Raw genomic sequence first — 15,176 nt, forward strand, 5'->3', positions numbered from 1 at the left:
ACCGGCTTCAGCGCGTGGCGGGCTCGACTTCCCGTTCGGCCTGGCGTGGCACTCGCACCGTCGCGAACCACGTCGCGTGGAACGCCGCCGCCAGTCCGGCCAGCAGCCCGAGCACGACGGTGCCCGCGAGCACCGGGTAGTCGGCCATCGGCACGGCGAGGTACCGGTAGGACAGCAGCAGCGCGGCCAGCACGACCGCACCGGAGGCGACCAGCCGGACCCGGAACCATCCCCAGCCGCGCTCGGGCTCGCGCAGCGCCGATTCGACGGTGAGGCACAGCACCGCGCCCGCGACCAGGTCGACGCCGTAGTGGTAACCGAAACCGAGGGTGGCGGTCAAGGTGGCCAGCAGCCAGAACGCGCCACCCCAGCGCAGCCAGCGCGGAGCGGGCTCGCCGTCGATGCCGCGGCGGGTGTGCAGGAACACCGACAACGCCCAGGCCGTGTGCATGGAGGGCATGCAGTTACGCGGAACCGCGGCGTCGAACGGCAGCGGCATCGGATTCCGATCGATGGGCGGTACCACGCCCGGCCAGTAATTGCCCAGTTGCAGCCCGTTGCCGTCGGGTCCGTACGCGAACATCGGCCCGACCACCGGGAACAGCACGTAGACCAGGGGCCCGATCAGCCCGAGCACGAGGAAGGTTCGCACCAGATAGTGCGACGGCCACCGGCCTGAGGACACCACTCGGCGCAGCTGCCACACAGCCACGACGATCGCCGCCACGGGCAGCTCGATATAGACCCAGTGCAGCACCGCGTAGACCACCGGCCCGAGCGCGTCGACCGCACGGCCGAGCACCCACGACGGGTCGCCCAGCGCATGGTCGGCCAGCATCACGTACTCGTCGAGCACTGTGGGTTTGCCGATCACGGTGACGTGCAGCCACACGTCGCCGACCTTGGTGGCCAAGACGAGCAACGCGCCGAGCGCGACCGCGTGCAGCGCGTCGCGCCGTTCGCGGCCGGACCAGCGCAGCCAGGCCACCAGCGCCAGGCCGGTCAGCACGATCACCGGACCGTTGCCGACCGCGAACGGCTCCCCCGCCAGCAAGCGGGCGCCCGCCCACACCACATCGACGGCCACCGCGACGCCGGCCGCGACCCATCGCCGCCGCGTCGAAATACCCACCAGCGCAAGCACCAGCCCGGCCCAGGGCACGGACATGGATTTGGGTGTGCCGACGTAATCCCGCGCCACACTCTCCAGCGGGCCTTCGAATCCCTGCCACATGGCGACGGCCTGCAGCACGAGCAGCAGGACCGGCACCGCGGCCACCGCCGCGGTGACCCGGACCCGGGTCTGTGGCACGCGACGGCTCGGTGCCGCGCTTCCTACTCTGGAACCCGGGTCTTCGACAAGCATCCGACCATAGTAAACGGGGGGTGAACGCCGTCCCCCCGGCCAGCTGAACGGCAACCGACCTATCCGCGGCCGGACGCTACTGTTTCAGCTCCTCGACCAGCGCGTCCACCACCGCGACCAGATCGCCCTGCGATGCCGCGGCAACCCGGCGCTGCCGCTGATAGGAGGCGCCCCGCTTGGGAATCTCGGCCACCAGCGCGAGTTCGTCCGCGCAGCCCAGCCGCGCAGCCGTCGGCTCCAGCCGGTTCAGCAGATCGTTCAGGTCGTCGGTGACCAAACGCTCGTTGCTGTCGGCGTCGGTGATGATGATCGCGTCCAGCCCGTAACGGGCGGCGCGCCACTTGTTCTCCTGCACATGCCACGGCGGCAGCGTCGGCAGGTCCTCGCCGTTCTCGACGCGGTGATCCAGGTCGACGATCAGGCAGTGGATGAGCGCGGCCATCGCGGCGAGCTCGGCGCGGGTGGAGATGCCGTCACAGACCCGCACCTCGATGGTGCCCCACTTCGGCGCCGGGCGGATGTCCCAGTGCATGCCGCCGAGCTGCGTGAAGACCCCGGTCTTGAGCTGGTCGTGCACGAAATGCTCGAACTGGGTCCAGTTCTCGAACTGGAACGGCAGGCCCGCGGTCGGCAGCTGCTGGAACATCAACGTCCGATTGCTGGCGTAGCCGGTGTCCGACCCGGACCACATCGGCGAGGACGCCGACAACGCGAGCAGATGCGGATACGACAGCAGCAACGAGTTGAGGATCGGGAACACCTTGTCGCGGTGGGAAACACCGACGTGCACGTGCACGCCCCAGATCATCATCTGCCTGCCCCACCACTGCGTGCGGTCGATCAGCTCGTCGTAGTGCTCTGACCGGGTCAGCTGCTGGGCCGACCACTGCGCGAACGGATGGGTGCCCGCGCAGAACACGTCGACGCCGAGCGGGTCGCCCGCGCGGCGCACCGTGTTCATGGTGCCGGTCAGGTCCTCCACCGCCGCGCCCACGGTCTCGTGCACGCCGGTGACGAGCTCCACGGTGTTGCGCAGCAGCTCCTTGGTCACCTGCGGGGTGCCGTCGTGGGCACGCAGCTCACCGAGCGAATCGAAGACCTCCGCGGCGGTATTCGACAGATCGCGGGTCACCTTGTCCACCAGCGCGATCTCCCATTCGACCCCGATGGTGGGCCGGGGCGAACCTTCGAAGGGAACGTGCTCGATTCCTGCCCCGGCCATATGCCACCGCGCTACTGGATCACGCCACAGGCGACACGGCCACCCGCGTCGCCCGTCGCTAGGGTCGATTCGTCGGGGCCCGCGACGCCATCGGCACGGACGTAACGGTTGGGGATGTTGCCGAAGTTGTCGGCGTCGGCGTGGATGATCAGGGCCTTGCCCTTCACGTCGTCCAGCGTGACCTTGTCGGTGGTGGTGACCAGCTTGGCGGCGCCGTCGGAGCGCACCTCCAGCGAGGTCAGATCACCGCTGGCCGGGTGCGCGTTGGCGCTGCCGACCTGCAGATGACCACCGGCGGACAAGAAGTCGCCTGCCGGGCCGCCGGTCGGCGCGACCGAGTTCGCCTCGCACTTGCCGACCTGGTGCACATGCATGCCGTGGAACCCGGGACGCAGCCCGTGTGCCTCGACGGTGACCTGCAGGTGGCTGCCGTCCTCGGTGAAGTTCGCGGTGCCGACCGAGGCGCCCGAGGGGTCCTTGAGGTCCACCTTCGCCCCGGACTCGGTGTGCGGCGTGCCGTGCTCGGTGCTCGACTGTCCGGCCGGAGCGGGGGACCCGGTCCACACCGGCGGGGTCGTCCCCTGGACGTCACTCGACTCCTGGCTGTTCGAGCAGGCGGCGAGGCCGAAGACCGCGACCGCGAGCACCGGGGTCACAGTCCGCCAGGACGGGCGTCGGGTTGTGGACGGGGCCATCGGGGAACTCCTTTACGAGTACCGAGTTTACGAGTAAAGCTGGGTGGACACGTTCGTTACCGGACAAGATGATGCCACGCCCGCCGTGTCACGCCCTCGACAGGGCGGGGCGCCCTCATCCGGTCTCGGCCGGTCCGCGCGTACGCGGCGGCCACACGGGTCAATTACCCGTGACGATCACCGTTACACCCGGCCCGGAGTCTCCGATCCCGCTGGACTTCGGTGCGACCGACGCGCCCAGCTCGTCGGCGACGGCCTGCGCCGCCTCCTTGTCGCCGGGTGAATTGCCGTAGTACACCGTGGTTTTCGCGATGCTCGCGCCCGGGTAGTTGCCGGTTTCCGCGATCGTCCAGCCACTTGCCGAGAGCTGGTCGGCCGTCTTGGCGGCGAGCCCGGGCACCATGCTGTTGTTGAGCACGCGCACCGGCACCGAGCGGGCCGCGGTGGAGGTGGTCGGCGCGGCGGTGGTGGTCGGTGTCCCGGTCGCCACCGCGGTGGACGAGGACGCGGCCTGCGCCCTGGGCGCGGTCGTGCTCGCCGGAACCTGGGGCGCGGCCGACGCGCTCGAGGTCGGTGTTTCGCTGGTTCCCGAGGCGTCGGTATCGGCATCGGAATTCGACAGCGACATCGCGCCGAGGCCCGCGAAGACGATGGCCAACGCGATCAGCACCATCGCCAGGGCGCGCAACGGTGGCCCACCGGAGGTGGGATTCGGGTAGCTCACTCTCGCGAGCCTAGTCGCACGGGACGGGTCCGGGTCGGCATCGCCGGGTCAGACCTGGAAACCCAGTCGCCGCGCCGCCCGCGCCTTCTGCCTGCTCGCGCGCAGCCTGCGCAGCCGCTTCACCAGCATCGGGTCGGCGGCCAGCGCCTCCGGCCGGTCGACCACCGCGTTCAGCACCTGGTAGTACCTGGTCGGCGACATGGCGAACAGCTCGCGGATCGCCTCTTCCTTCGCCCCCGCGTACTTCCACCACTGTCGCTCGAACGCGAGGATGTCGAGTTCGCGCCGGCTCAGTCCGTCGCCGTCGGCCTGCTCGGCCGCGGCGTGTCCGGTCGTGCCGTCTTCGCTCGCGGCGAGGCCGTCCTCGATCGCGGAAAGATTCCGTGCCGCTGCGCCGTCCATCTCGCTCCCTCGCCGAGTGACCACCAGACGAAAATGGTGCTTGTACGTCGCGGAATATTCAACCACGCGCACCGGGAATCGCCCGGTCCACGGCGCGGCGTGTTCGCTACCTGCCGGTAGCGTCCGTGCCTGCCCTGACACCCGAGGCGGTGTGACGTGGCACCCACGGCAATAATTGGCCCATGGCAATCCTCCCGATCGTGATAGTCGGCGACCCGGTTCTGCACAATCCGACCGAACGGGTCACCCAATCGCCGGAGGAATTGGCTCCGCTCATCGCGGACATGTACGACACGCTCGACGCGGCGCACGGCGTCGGACTCGCGGCCAACCAGGTCGGCGTCGGGTTGCGCCTGTTCGTCTACGACTGCCCCGACCTCGGCCCGGACGGCACCGCGACCCGGCGCCGCGGAGCGGTGATCAACCCGGTGCTGGAGACCTCGGACATTCCGGAGACCATGCCCGACCCGGACGACGACGAGGAGGGCTGCCTGTCGGTGCCCGGCGAGCAGTTCCCCACCGGCCGCGCCGAATGGGCCAAGGTGACCGGGACCGACGAGCACGGCGAGCCGGTCGAGGTGGAGGGCAAGGGCTTCTTCGCCCGCATGCTCCAGCACGAGGTCGGGCACCTGGACGGGTTCCTCTACGTCGATGTTCTGATCGGCCGCAACGCACGGGCCGCCAAGAAGGCGATCAAACGGAACGGCTGGGGCACACCGGGTCTGAGCTGGCTGCCCGGCACCGACCCCGATCCGTTCGGGCATGACGACTGACCCCGCCGCCGGCCTGCCCGATATCCCGCTCGGCCGCCGCGTGGTGCTGCGTTATCAACTGCCCGCGGGTTATCCCCAACCGCTGACCGACGTGATCGGCGAACTCGTGTCACTGGACCCGCCGACCGTGCGCGGCGCCGACGGCGCGGTCGTCTCGGTCGCTCCGGACCGCGTGATCGCGCTGAAAGCCATCGGCCCCAGGCCGATTCGCACGAAGGAGATCCGCGCGCTGGAGGCCGCGGCCGCCTACGCCTGGCCCGGCGTCGAGCACACCTGGATCGACGGCTGGCTGGTGCGGGCCGGTCACGGTTACACCGGTCGCGCGAATTCCGCTGTGCCACTGGGCAGCTCCGGGAGCCCCGCCGTCGTGTCCGCGGAGACGCTGCGCCGCATCGGCGAGTGGTACACCGCGCACGGCCTGCCACTGCAGCTCGCGCTGCCCGATCGGCTGGCCCCGGCCCCGCCCGGCTGGCACAGCTGGCGAGAGACGCTCATGCTCGCCATCGATATCGACAATTTCGTTCTGCCCCAGGGCCCTCCGATGGTGCGGATCGCGCCCGCACCCGACGCCGACTGGCTGGAGATGCACCGCTACGGCGGCGAAGATCCGGCCGGGCGGGCGATTTCCGCCCCCGCGCCGCTTCCCGAGGTACTGACCGCGGTGCTCGACGGCGAACTCGGCTTCGCCTCGCTCGGCTTACCGCGTCCCATCGCGATCGGCCGCGGCGCGCTCACCACCGCACCGGACGGACGCCGCTGGGTCGGCCTCACCTGTGTGGCCGTCGCCGCCGCGCACCGCAGGCACGGGCTCGGCTCGCTGGTCTGCGCCGAACTGGTGCGCTGGGGCCGCGACCGCGGCGCGACGCACGCCTATCTCCAGGTGGAGGCCACCAACGAGCCGGCCCGCGCGATGTACCTGGACCTGGGTTTCGTCGAACACCACGCCTACCGCTACGCCGCGCCGGAACCCCTCGCCGGGCCCGGCGGCCTGCGGTAGAACAGACCTGTCAACAGTCGAAGGAAGGCCGCAGTGCGTCTCGCCACCTGGAACGTCAACTCGATCCGCTCCCGGCTCGACCGTGTCGCGGACTGGCTCGACCGCCAGGACATCGACGTGCTCGCCCTCCAGGAGACCAAGTGCCGGGACGACCAGTTCCCGTTCGAGCGTTTCGACGAACTCGGCTACGAGGTAGCCCACCTGGGGATCAATCAGTGGAACGGGGTGGCGATCGCCTCGCGGGTCGGCCTCACCGACGTCGAGTTCGCCTTCCCCGACCAGCCCGGCTTCGACAAGGACGCGGGCGAGTCGCTGATCAGCACGCCGGTCGTCGAGTCCCGCGCGATCGGGGCCACCTGCGGTGGCGTGCGCGTGTGGAGCCTGTACGTGCCCAACGGCCGCACCTTGGGCGATCCGCACTACACCTACAAGCTGGAATGGCTTGCCGCGCTGCGGGACAACGGCGCGCGCTGGCTGGCCGAGAACCCGCGGGCCAAGATCGCGCTCGTGGGCGACTGGAACATCGCGCCGACCGACGACGATGTGTGGTCCGTGGAGTACTTCGCCGACAAGACGCACACTTCGCAGCCGGAGCGCGATGCCTTCCAGGCCGTCGTCGACGCCGGGTACGCGGACGTCATGCGTCCGTTCGCCCCGGGGCCGGGCGTCTACACCTACTGGGACTACACGCAGCTGCGTTTCCCGCGTAAAGAGGGGATGCGCATCGATTTCGTTCTCGCCTCCCCCGCCCTGGCCGCCACCGTGACCGACGCGATGGTCGACCGCGAGGCGCGAAAGGGCAAGGGCGCCAGCGACCACGCCCCGGTGATCGCCGAATTCGCCGACGAACCCGGGCACCCGTGACCCGCCCCGCACAACCGCCTTTCCCCCGCCGCAGCAGCGGGAACCGGATAGCGGGCGCCAGGCTGGGCGGCCTGAACAGCGATCCGACGGTGGGACCACGGCAGCGGGCGCAACACCTCGGCCCGGAGCGCCGCCGCCCGCAGGTACTCGACACCGCGCTCGCCATCGCCGTGGAGCACGGCGTCGCCGCGGTGACCATGGCCGCGATCGCGGAGCGGATGAAGGTGACCAGGCCGGTGGTCTACGCCTGCTTCGCCGATCGGGTCGAGCTGATCGAGGCGCTGATCCAGCGCGAGGAGGGTTACCTGGTCAGCGGGGTGTTCGAGGTGGTGACGCCGCGCGACGTGGACGCGGACGAGACCGTGTTCGTCGAAGGTTTCCGCGCGCTGCTGACCAAGGCAGCGAGCAGGCCCGAGGCGTGGCGGCTGGTCTACGGCAATCCAGACCCCGCCGTGGCGAATTCGTTCGGTCGAGGCCGTGCCCTCGTCATCGAGCGCTGCGCCAAGCTCCTGCGCCCGACGCTGCGGGCCTGGGGCACCGTCGACGCCGAGCGCAAGCTGCCCGTGCTGGTGGAGCAGTGGGTGTCCGCCGGGGAGGGGGCCGTGCGCGCGCTGCTCGCGGACCAGGACGGCTGGACACCGGCGGATCTCGGCGCGTTCGTCGGCGCCGCGGTCTATCGCGCCCTGCGAAACGCCTGATCAAGCGGAATTCCCGCGCCGTACGGCCGGGCCGATCACTACGATGGTGATCAACTATCCGACCACCGGCTGGCGGAGGAACGGTCATGGCGTTCTATCGGCAAGTGGGTGCGGTACCGCCGAAGCGGCACACCCAGCATCGTGACGAGCAGGGCCGGCTCTACTACGAGGAGCTGATGGGCGAGGAGGGCTTCTCGGGCGACTCCTCGCTGCTCTATCACCGCGGCCTGCCGCCCGCACTGGTCGACTCGACGGTGTGGGAGCTGCCCGATCAGCGGACGACGCCGAATCATCCACTGCGCCACCGCCATCTGCGCCTGCACACCCTGTTCCCCGGCGACACCCCGGCCGAGACCGATCCGGTCACCGGGCGGCGCCTGCTGCTCGGCAACGCGGACGTGCGCATCTCCTACGTCGTCGCCAAAGGCGGATCACCGCTGTACCGCAACGCGATCGGCGACGAGCTGGTGTACCTGGAATCCGGCGCCGCGGTGGTCGAAACCGTGTTCGGCGCGCTGCCCGCGCGCCAGGGCGACCAGGTGCTCATTCCGCGTGCCACGACCCACCGCTGGCGGCCGACCGGTCCGGAACCGTTGCGGGCGTATGTGATCGAGGCGACCGGCCACATCACGCCGCCGAAGCGCTACCTGTCGAAGTTCGGCCAGTTGCTCGAGCATGCCCCGTATTGCGAGCGCGACCTGCACGGACCGGCCGAGACGATCACCGCGTCCGGCACCGACGTCGAGGTGCTCGTCAAGCACCGGCCCGGCGGACAGGTCGTCGGCACCAGGATGGTCTACGCCGACCACCCGTTCGACGTGGTGGGCTGGGACGGCTGTCTGTATCCGTTCACCTTCAACATCGCCGACTTCGAACCGATCACCGGCCGCATCCACCAGCCGCCGCCGGTACATCAGGCGTTCGAGGGCGGCAACTTCGTCGTCTGCAACTTCGTTCCGCGCAAGGTGGACTACCACCCGCGATCGATCCCGGTGCCCTACTACCACTCCAACGTCGATTCCGACGAGGTCATGTTCTACTGCGGCGGGAACTACGAGGCGCGCAAAGGGTCGGGGATCACCCAGGGCTCGGTGTCGGTGCACCCCGGCGGCTACGCCCACGGTCCACAGCCCGGCGCCTACGAGAACAGCATCGGCATCGAGTACTTCGACGAACTGGCCGTCATGGTGGACACCTTCCGCCCGCTGGAACTCGGCGAAGGAGCTCTGGCCTGCGAGGCTCCGACCTACGCGTGGACCTGGTCCGGGCGGGGCCCCGAGTGAGGACCAGGGTCGAGGCATCTCCCGACTCGCTGTTCGGTACGGACAACCTGCCGTACGGGGCTTTCGTTCCGGAGGGCCGAGCCCCCCGGGTAGGGGTGCGGCTCGGTGACCAGGTCATCGACCTCGCCGCGGTACTGGATGACCCGGTGTTCGCCGCACCGAGCCTGAACGCCTTCCTGGCCCAGGGCCCCGCACGCTGGCGCGCGGTCCGCGATCGGGTCCGCGAATCGGTCGACGGCGAGATCGACGCCGCCGCCGTTCACCGTCTGGCCGACGTGGGACTGCGGCTGCCCGTGCGGATCGGCGACTACGTGGATTTCTACGCGAGCATCGATCACGCAACGAACCTCGGCCGCCTGTTCCGCCCGGACGGTGACCCGCTGCTGCCGAACTGGCGTCACCTGCCGGTCGGCTATCACGGGCGGGCGGGCACCGTCGTGGTCTCCGGCACCGCGGTCCCGCGGCCCTGCGGCCAGCGCCGAACGGAGTCCGGCGCACCGGATTTCGGCCCGTCGCGGCGGCTGGACATCGAGGCGGAACTCGGCTTCGTGATCGGTGTCGGCTCGCGGCTCGGCGTACCGGTCGGGATCGATGAGTTCGCCGACCGGGTCTTCGGCGTCGCGCTGGTCAACGATTGGTCCGCGCGCGACATCCAGGCTTGGGAGTACCAGCCGCTCGGCCCGTTCCTCGGGAAGTCGTTCGCGACCTCGATGTCGCCGTGGATCACCCCGCTGGCCGCGCTGGAGGCTGCGCGGATACCGCTGCCCGAGCAGTCACCCGCCCCACTGCCCTACCTGCGGGGAACAGAGCCGTGGGGTCTGGATCTCGAGCTCACCGTGGCATGGAACGGCCAACCGGTCACGTACCCGCCGTACGCCCGGATGTACTGGTCACCGGCGCAGATGCTCGCCCATCTCACCGCGAACGGCGCATCCACCCGCACCGGCGATCTGTACGCCTCCGGCACCATCTCCGGTCCGGCGCCGGACCAGCGCGGCTCGTTCATCGAATTGTCCTGGGGCGGCAGCCGACCGGTCCTGGTCGACGGGCGACAGCGCACCTTCCTGGAGGACGGCGACGAAGTGACGATCACCGCGTCGGCTCCCGGTCCGCATGCGGCCCGGATCGGATTGGGCGAGGTCACCGGGCGCATCCTCCCCGCACACCGCACTGAAGACCCCTGAATCGAGGGCTTCGCAGAAAATCCTACGGCCAGTAGCGTTCGCTTCCGGAGGAGGAACTTACCGGGGGCGTACTGAGAGAAGGATTATGAAGCGCTCGATAGCCGGATTCGTCGTTGCCGGTGCCCTGCTGGTTCCCGCGCAACTCGCCCCCGCGGTGGCCACCGCCGCGCCCGCGACGGTCGCCGACTCCGGATCGTCCTCGACCGGCTCGGGGGGCTGCACGTCCAGCCAGCCCCCGACCTGCAGCTCTCCCTTGGCCTACCTGCTTTTGCAGCTGGTCAACGCCATCGCCACCGGTTCCGCCAACGCCCGCTGACGGGTTCCCGGTGAACTGATCCAGCGCCCTCCTCGCATCGGTGACGCCGGTGCGAGGAGTCAGCCGTCGGTGCGCAGGTCGCCGGGGCGGCGGCCGGACTCCACTACGGTGACGAAGTGGGTGAGGTCATCGATCAGGGTGGCCGGGGATGGGGCCGGGTCGGTGTGCAGCCAGTCGGCGACGAGTTCGAAGATGCCGCCGATGGTGGCCAAGGCCAGCTGTGGTCGTTCGCCGGGAGACCACTGTCGATCGAGAAACGCCGCCGCCCAGCGGCGGTTGGCGCGGCGTTGCCGTTCGACCTCGGGTGAGATACCGCCCGCCGCGCCGAAGGTCACTCTGCCCAGTCTCGGATCGTCGGTGATGGCGTGCACGAACGCGCCGACGATCGCCTCCACGCGCTCCGGCCAGGCCGCGTCCGCGGTGCCGGCCGCGCTATCCGCGACGCGTTGCTGAATCTGTGCCGTCACCTGCTCGAGCAAGGCGAGGTAGCACGCTTCCTTGCTCTCGAAGTGGTCGTAGAAGCCCTTGGTCCCCACGTACGCGCGCTGGCAGATCTGCTCGATCGAGGTTCCGGCGAAGCCCTGTTCGGCGAAGAGTTCGGTGGCGGCGTCGAGGAGCTGGCTGCGCCGCTGGGCGCTGCGCTGCTCGGCGTCGAGTCCACGAATCCGGCGCCGCGCCGGGCTCGCGGCAGGCCGCGCGGCGGAGGTGCTGCGGGTCATGCCTCGACGATAGCCGGGAAACGCCAGGCCGCGCCGGGCGCCGCAGCGGCCTGCCGACGCTTGAGCGCGACCCTATCCGGGTACGCCGCCGCTACAGCCGCCACATACGCCGGACAAGGAGCGAGGTCATGACCGATCGCCCGGACGTTGCGCACTGCCGCCCCGACGGCGTCGACGACGCCACCGTCGCCGCCACCGGCAAACTTTCGGAAGCTCTGGAAACCGTCGAACGCGCCCGCGGCCACCTGTACGCCTTCCATCAGCTGACCGGCGGCGCCGACCTGGCGCTCGACCAAGCGGTGGAGCTGTTCCGCGAGGCCGGTCACGCTCGATTCGCCGATCGGATAGCCGCCGAGCTGATCGGCCGCAACGTCCTGACCGGACGCTGGACGTTCCAGATCGTCGAGGAGTACGACGACGGTTACTACGGCCTGTTCCGCGACATCGAACGAGCCGCTCGGGACGAATTGCTGGACGGTCGCCGCCACATCTACGAGGCCGAGATGAAGGAAGCCCGCCGCACCCACGGCGCGCCGGGCCATTCGGCGGCGCCGGAGACCACGGAAGACCCGTAATCACACTCGGGTATCCCGCCACGAGCCGGCATGCACGTTTTCAACAAGAACTCTTGTTGGTAATCAGTTGCCGTGCTGTAATCACTGTCACGTCGATGAGGAAGGACGTGGCGGTGAGCATTGCGGAGCGAAGCGGCCATCGCGGCGTGCGTGCGCTGGCGGCGGTTGTGGTGACGGTGGTGGCGGCGGGCTACACCCTGCTCGCGGGAGCGCCACCCGCGGCGGCGGTGCCACTACCGCGATCGGATGCGTTCTACGAAGCGCCGGAAGGGCTCGAGTCCCGCGAACCGGGCGAGATCCTGCGCGCACGTGAGGTGCGCCTGGCAGTGCTCACCGCGCTCCCGCTGAACGTGCGGTCCTGGCAATTGCTGTACCGGACCACCGATCTGTTCGGGCAACCCGCCGCGGCGGTGACCACGGTGCTGTTGCCGGCGGGCGCCGATCCGCACCGCTCCCGCCCGCTGGTCTCGCTGCAGTTCTACTACGACAGCGCGAGTCCGGATTGCGCCCCGTCGTTCGTACTGCGCCAGGGCGCGGGTCTGCCCGGACTCGAAGGCATCCACTCCCAGAGTGAACTGATCGCGATCGCGGCCCTGCTCAGCCAAGGCTGGGCGGTGTCCGTCCCGGACTACGAGGGGCTGGAAGGGCATCTCGCGGTGGCCGAAGAACCTGGATACATGACGCTGGACGGCATCCGCGCCGCCGAGCGCTTCGAGCCGTTGGGCTTGGACGGCCCGGCCACTCCGGTCGCGCTGTGGGGGTACTCCGGCGGCGGGATGGGGTCGGGCTGGGCGGCCGAGATGCAACCGGCCTACGCACCCGAACTGAACGTCAAGGGCATCGCGCTCGGAGCGCCGACCTCGGACGTGGTGTCCCTGCTGCACGTCAACGGCTCGATGTTCGCGAGCCTCGTCGGCATCGGCATCTCGTCGCTGCGCAAGGCGTACCCGACGTTCCGCGCGGCGTCCGACCGCTATCTGACGCCCGAGGGCAGAGCGCTGATGGACCGGACCGCGACGCAATGCCTTCCGCGCAACGCGCTCACCCAGATGTTCGTCGACTATCAGCGCATGCTGACGATTCCGATCGCCGACTTCCTCGCCGTCCCGGAGATAGCGGAGGTGTTCGACGCGACCGTTCTGGGCCGCAACATCCCCACCGCACCGATCTTCCTCTACCACGGCGTCTTCGACGAGGCAGTGCCGATTTGGACCAATGAGCGCCTGGCACAACAGTATTGCGCGGGCGGCGCTTCCGTGCTGTTCAAGCGCGACCACCTGAGCGAGCACCTGACGCTGCCCTCGCTGGGCATGGCGGACACCTTCAACTGGCTGAAGGAGCGCTTGGCGCCGAACGCACCGGATCAGGTCGGCTGCCGCACCGAGGACGTCGTATCCATGCTCGCCGACGCCGACGGGTTGCGGTCCCAGCTCGAGATCAATCTGAACGCGACCTTCGGCGCCTTCGGATTCACGATCGGCCCGCGCGAGCGCTGAGGCCGCTGCCTGGGAGTTCACCTCATCCCGGCGAATCGCCGGGCAGGGCTTCGGGTGGTCCGGGTATGGTCGGGCGGGAAAATTCCACAACCAACGGGGGCTCGCACCAGCGGGCTGAGAGGACGGCTAGCCGAGAGGCGTCAGGGCCGTCGACCGTATGAACCTGACCGGGTAATGCCGGCGTAGGGAGGAAAAGATGGCACTCGCCAATGCGTCCGACGGCCGATCCGCACCCGTCGACAGCGTCACCACCGGCCCCATCGAGGGCAGCGTCAAGCACTATCTAGAGGTCGACGACCTGCGCATTCCGGTGCGTCGGGTCAACCTGACCAACGGAGAGCACTTCGACGTCTACGACACGTCCGGCCCGTACACCGACGAGACGGCGGCGATCGATCTCGAAGCCGGTCTACCGAAGCTGCGCGACACCTGGACCAAGCCCGAGGGGGCGGGTGCGCCCACCCAGCTCGCCTGGGCGCGGGAAGGCATCATCACGCCGGAGATGCGCTTCATCGCCGCGCGCGAAGGGGTCGCGCCCGAGGTGGTGCGCGAAGAAGTGGCCGCGGGCCGCGCGGTGATCCCCGCCAACCACAAGCACCCCGAACTCGAGCCGACCATCATCGGCAAGAAATTCCTGGTCAAGATCAACGCGAACATCGGCAACTCGGCCGTCTCCTCCTCGATCGCCGAGGAGGTGGAGAAGATGGTGTGGGCGACCCGCTGGGGCGCGGACACCATCATGGACCTGTCCACCGGCAAGAACATCCACGAGACCCGCGAGTGGATCCTGCGCAACTCCCCCGTCCCGGTCGGCACCGTGCCGATCTACCAGGCGCTGGAGAAGGTGAACGGCGATCCCACCGCGCTCACCTGGGAGATCTACCGCGACACCGTGATCGAGCAGTGCGAGCAGGGCGTGGACTACATGACCGTGCACGCGGGCGTGCTGCTGCGCTACGTGCCGCTGACCGCCAAGCGGGTGACCGGCATCGTCTCGCGCGGCGGGTCGATCATGGCCGCCTGGTGCCTGGCGCATCATCAGGAATCGTTCCTGTACACGCACTTCGAGGAACTCTGCGAGATCCTGGCGCGCTACGACGTCACCTTCTCCCTGGGCGACGGCCTGCGGCCCGGCTCCATCGCCGACGCCAACGACGAGGCGCAGTTCGCCGAGTTGCGCACCCTGGGCGAATTGACCAAGATCGCGAAATCGCATGGTGTGCAGGTGATGATCGAGGGCCCCGGTCACGTGCCGATGCACAAGATCGTGGAGAACGTCCGGCTCGAGGAGGAATGGTGCGAAGAGGCGCCGTTCTACACCCTCGGCCCGCTCGCCACCGACATCGCACCCGCCTACGACCACATCACCTCGGCCATCGGGGCCGCCATCATCGCGCAGGCGGGCACCGCGATGCTCTGCTACGTCACGCCGAAGGAGCATCTGGGCCTGCCCAATCGCGACGACGTGAAAGTGGGCGTGATCACCTACAAGATCGCCGCGCACGCCGCCGACCTCGCCAAGGGGCACCCGCACGCACAGCAGCGCGACGACGCGCTGTCCAAGGCGCGTTTCGAGTTCCGCTGGCGCGATCAGTTCGCGCTGTCCCTGGATCCGGACACCGCGCGGGAGTACCACGACGAGACACTGCCCGCCGAACCCGCCAAGACCGCGCACTTCTGCTCCATGTGCGGCCCCAAGTTCTGCTCGATGCGGATCTCCGCGGACGTGCGCGAGTACGCCGCGCGCCAGGGCCTGAACGAGGCCGAGGCGCTGGAAGCGGGAATGGCCGAGAAGTCGGCCGAGTTCGCCGACCGCGGCAACGCCGTCTACCTGCCCGTCGTCTCCTAGTGACCTCCCGTCG

The 15,176-nt window shown here is 69.4% G+C and carries 16 protein-coding genes; 10 read left to right on the forward strand and 6 right to left on the reverse strand.

Annotation, left to right across the window (positions count from 1 at the left end):
- Window positions 1-7: 7 nt before the first annotated feature.
- The 5 genes from ON19_RS28510 to napA form a co-directional block, all read right to left on the reverse strand.
- Window positions 8-1,366 (reverse strand): phosphatase PAP2 family protein, encoded by a 1,359-nt coding sequence (locus ON19_RS28510; protein ID WP_043699350.1) that lies wholly within the window; start codon window positions 1,364-1,366, stop codon window positions 8-10.
- 76 nt (window positions 1,367-1,442) lie between these two features.
- Complete coding sequence (locus tag ON19_RS28515; RefSeq protein ID WP_043699352.1) at window positions 1,443-2,588, reverse strand: glutamate--cysteine ligase; 1,146 nt, start codon at window positions 2,586-2,588, stop codon at window positions 1,443-1,445.
- 11 nt (window positions 2,589-2,599) lie between these two features.
- The gene (gene sodC, locus ON19_RS28520) at window positions 2,600-3,283 is read right to left on the reverse strand and encodes a superoxide dismutase[Cu-Zn] (RefSeq protein WP_051169383.1); all 684 of its coding nucleotides are present in this window, start codon (window positions 3,281-3,283) and stop codon (window positions 2,600-2,602) included.
- Window positions 3,284-3,443: 160 nt separating this feature from the next.
- Window positions 3,444-4,007: a LytR C-terminal domain-containing protein gene (locus tag ON19_RS28525; protein WP_043699360.1), complete on the reverse strand. Its 564-nt coding sequence runs from the start codon at window positions 4,005-4,007 to the stop codon at window positions 3,444-3,446.
- A gap of 48 nt (window positions 4,008-4,055) precedes the next feature.
- A complete protein-coding gene (napA, locus tag ON19_RS28530; RefSeq protein ID WP_043699363.1) occupies window positions 4,056-4,409 on the reverse strand; it encodes a nucleoid-associated protein NapA in 354 nt (117 codons plus the stop codon).
- A gap of 182 nt (window positions 4,410-4,591) precedes the next feature.
- Here napA and ON19_RS28535 point away from each other — a divergent pair, with 182 nt between their 5' ends.
- The 7 genes from ON19_RS28535 to ON19_RS28565 all read left to right on the forward strand — a co-directional run bounded on the left by ON19_RS28535 (window position 4,592) and on the right by ON19_RS28565 (window position 10,524).
- A complete protein-coding gene (locus ON19_RS28535; RefSeq protein WP_043699366.1) occupies window positions 4,592-5,182 on the forward strand; it encodes a peptide deformylase in 591 nt (196 codons plus the stop codon).
- Window positions 5,172-6,179: an N-acetylglutamate synthase, CG3035 family gene (locus ON19_RS28540; RefSeq protein ID WP_043699368.1), complete on the forward strand. Its 1,008-nt coding sequence runs from the start codon at window positions 5,172-5,174 to the stop codon at window positions 6,177-6,179. Before ON19_RS28535 ends, ON19_RS28540 begins: the two co-directional genes overlap by 11 nt.
- 33 nt (window positions 6,180-6,212) lie before the next feature.
- Window positions 6,213-7,043, forward strand: a complete 831-nt coding sequence (locus ON19_RS28545; protein WP_043699373.1) for an exodeoxyribonuclease III — start codon at window positions 6,213-6,215, stop codon at window positions 7,041-7,043.
- 89 nt (window positions 7,044-7,132) lie between these two features.
- Window positions 7,133-7,741, forward strand: a complete 609-nt coding sequence (locus ON19_RS28550) for a TetR/AcrR family transcriptional regulator (protein ID WP_280261660.1) — start codon at window positions 7,133-7,135, stop codon at window positions 7,739-7,741.
- Between the two features lie 86 nt (window positions 7,742-7,827).
- Complete coding sequence (locus ON19_RS28555) at window positions 7,828-9,024, forward strand: homogentisate 1,2-dioxygenase (RefSeq protein WP_043699376.1); 1,197 nt, start codon at window positions 7,828-7,830, stop codon at window positions 9,022-9,024.
- Window positions 9,021-10,208, forward strand: a complete 1,188-nt coding sequence (fahA, locus tag ON19_RS28560; RefSeq protein WP_043699732.1) for a fumarylacetoacetase — start codon at window positions 9,021-9,023, stop codon at window positions 10,206-10,208. The genes ON19_RS28555 and fahA overlap by 4 nt, the downstream gene beginning before the upstream one ends.
- Before the next feature lie 85 nt (window positions 10,209-10,293).
- The gene (locus tag ON19_RS28565) at window positions 10,294-10,524 is read left to right on the forward strand and encodes a hypothetical protein (protein ID WP_043699379.1); all 231 of its coding nucleotides are present in this window, start codon (window positions 10,294-10,296) and stop codon (window positions 10,522-10,524) included.
- 59 nt (window positions 10,525-10,583) lie between these two features.
- Here ON19_RS28565 and ON19_RS28570 read toward each other — a convergent pair whose 3' ends face one another.
- Window positions 10,584-11,243, reverse strand: a complete 660-nt coding sequence (locus ON19_RS28570; protein ID WP_043699380.1) for a TetR/AcrR family transcriptional regulator — start codon at window positions 11,241-11,243, stop codon at window positions 10,584-10,586.
- A gap of 128 nt (window positions 11,244-11,371) precedes the next feature.
- Here ON19_RS28570 and ON19_RS28575 point away from each other — a divergent pair, with 128 nt between their 5' ends.
- The 3 genes from ON19_RS28575 to thiC all read left to right on the forward strand — a co-directional run bounded on the left by ON19_RS28575 (window position 11,372) and on the right by thiC (window position 15,163).
- Window positions 11,372-11,818 (forward strand): hypothetical protein, encoded by a 447-nt coding sequence (locus ON19_RS28575; RefSeq protein WP_043699382.1) that lies wholly within the window; start codon window positions 11,372-11,374, stop codon window positions 11,816-11,818.
- A gap of 95 nt (window positions 11,819-11,913) precedes the next feature.
- On the forward strand, window positions 11,914-13,314 hold the full coding sequence (locus ON19_RS28580) for a lipase family protein (protein ID WP_083899686.1): 1,401 nt from the start codon (window positions 11,914-11,916) through the stop codon (window positions 13,312-13,314).
- Window positions 13,315-13,510: 196 nt separating this feature from the next.
- A complete protein-coding gene (gene thiC / locus ON19_RS28585; RefSeq protein WP_043699383.1) occupies window positions 13,511-15,163 on the forward strand; it encodes a phosphomethylpyrimidine synthase ThiC in 1,653 nt (550 codons plus the stop codon).
- Window positions 15,164-15,176 lie beyond the last annotated feature (13 nt).

Origin of the sequence: Nocardia abscessus NBRC 100374, assembly GCF_000308455.1 — a bacterium.
Classification (GTDB): domain Bacteria; phylum Actinomycetota; class Actinomycetes; order Mycobacteriales; family Mycobacteriaceae; genus Nocardia; species Nocardia abscessus.

Excerpts from the sequence above, each read along its gene's own strand:
- ON19_RS28580 (WP_083899686.1), top strand. The coding sequence starts at position 11,914 with ATGAGGAAGGACGTGGCGGTGAGCATTGCGGAGCGAAGCGGCCATCGC.
- ON19_RS28555 (WP_043699376.1), top strand. The coding sequence starts at position 7,828 with ATGGCGTTCTATCGGCAAGTGGGTGCGGTACCGCCGAAGCGGCACACC.
- sodC (WP_051169383.1), bottom strand. The coding sequence starts at position 3,283 with ATGGCCCCGTCCACAACCCGACGCCCGTCCTGGCGGACTGTGACCCCG.
- ON19_RS28570 (WP_043699380.1), bottom strand. The coding sequence starts at position 11,243 with ATGACCCGCAGCACCTCCGCCGCGCGGCCTGCCGCGAGCCCGGCGCGG.
- ON19_RS28565 (WP_043699379.1), top strand. The coding sequence starts at position 10,294 with ATGAAGCGCTCGATAGCCGGATTCGTCGTTGCCGGTGCCCTGCTGGTT.
- ON19_RS28535 (WP_043699366.1), top strand. The coding sequence starts at position 4,592 with ATGGCAATCCTCCCGATCGTGATAGTCGGCGACCCGGTTCTGCACAAT.
- napA (WP_043699363.1), bottom strand. The coding sequence starts at position 4,409 with ATGGACGGCGCAGCGGCACGGAATCTTTCCGCGATCGAGGACGGCCTC.
- ON19_RS28515 (WP_043699352.1), bottom strand. The coding sequence starts at position 2,588 with ATGGCCGGGGCAGGAATCGAGCACGTTCCCTTCGAAGGTTCGCCCCGG.
- thiC (WP_043699383.1), top strand. The coding sequence starts at position 13,511 with ATGGCACTCGCCAATGCGTCCGACGGCCGATCCGCACCCGTCGACAGC.
- ON19_RS28575 (WP_043699382.1), top strand. The coding sequence starts at position 11,372 with ATGACCGATCGCCCGGACGTTGCGCACTGCCGCCCCGACGGCGTCGAC.
- ON19_RS28540 (WP_043699368.1), top strand. The coding sequence starts at position 5,172 with ATGACGACTGACCCCGCCGCCGGCCTGCCCGATATCCCGCTCGGCCGC.
- ON19_RS28510 (WP_043699350.1), bottom strand. The coding sequence starts at position 1,366 with ATGCTTGTCGAAGACCCGGGTTCCAGAGTAGGAAGCGCGGCACCGAGC.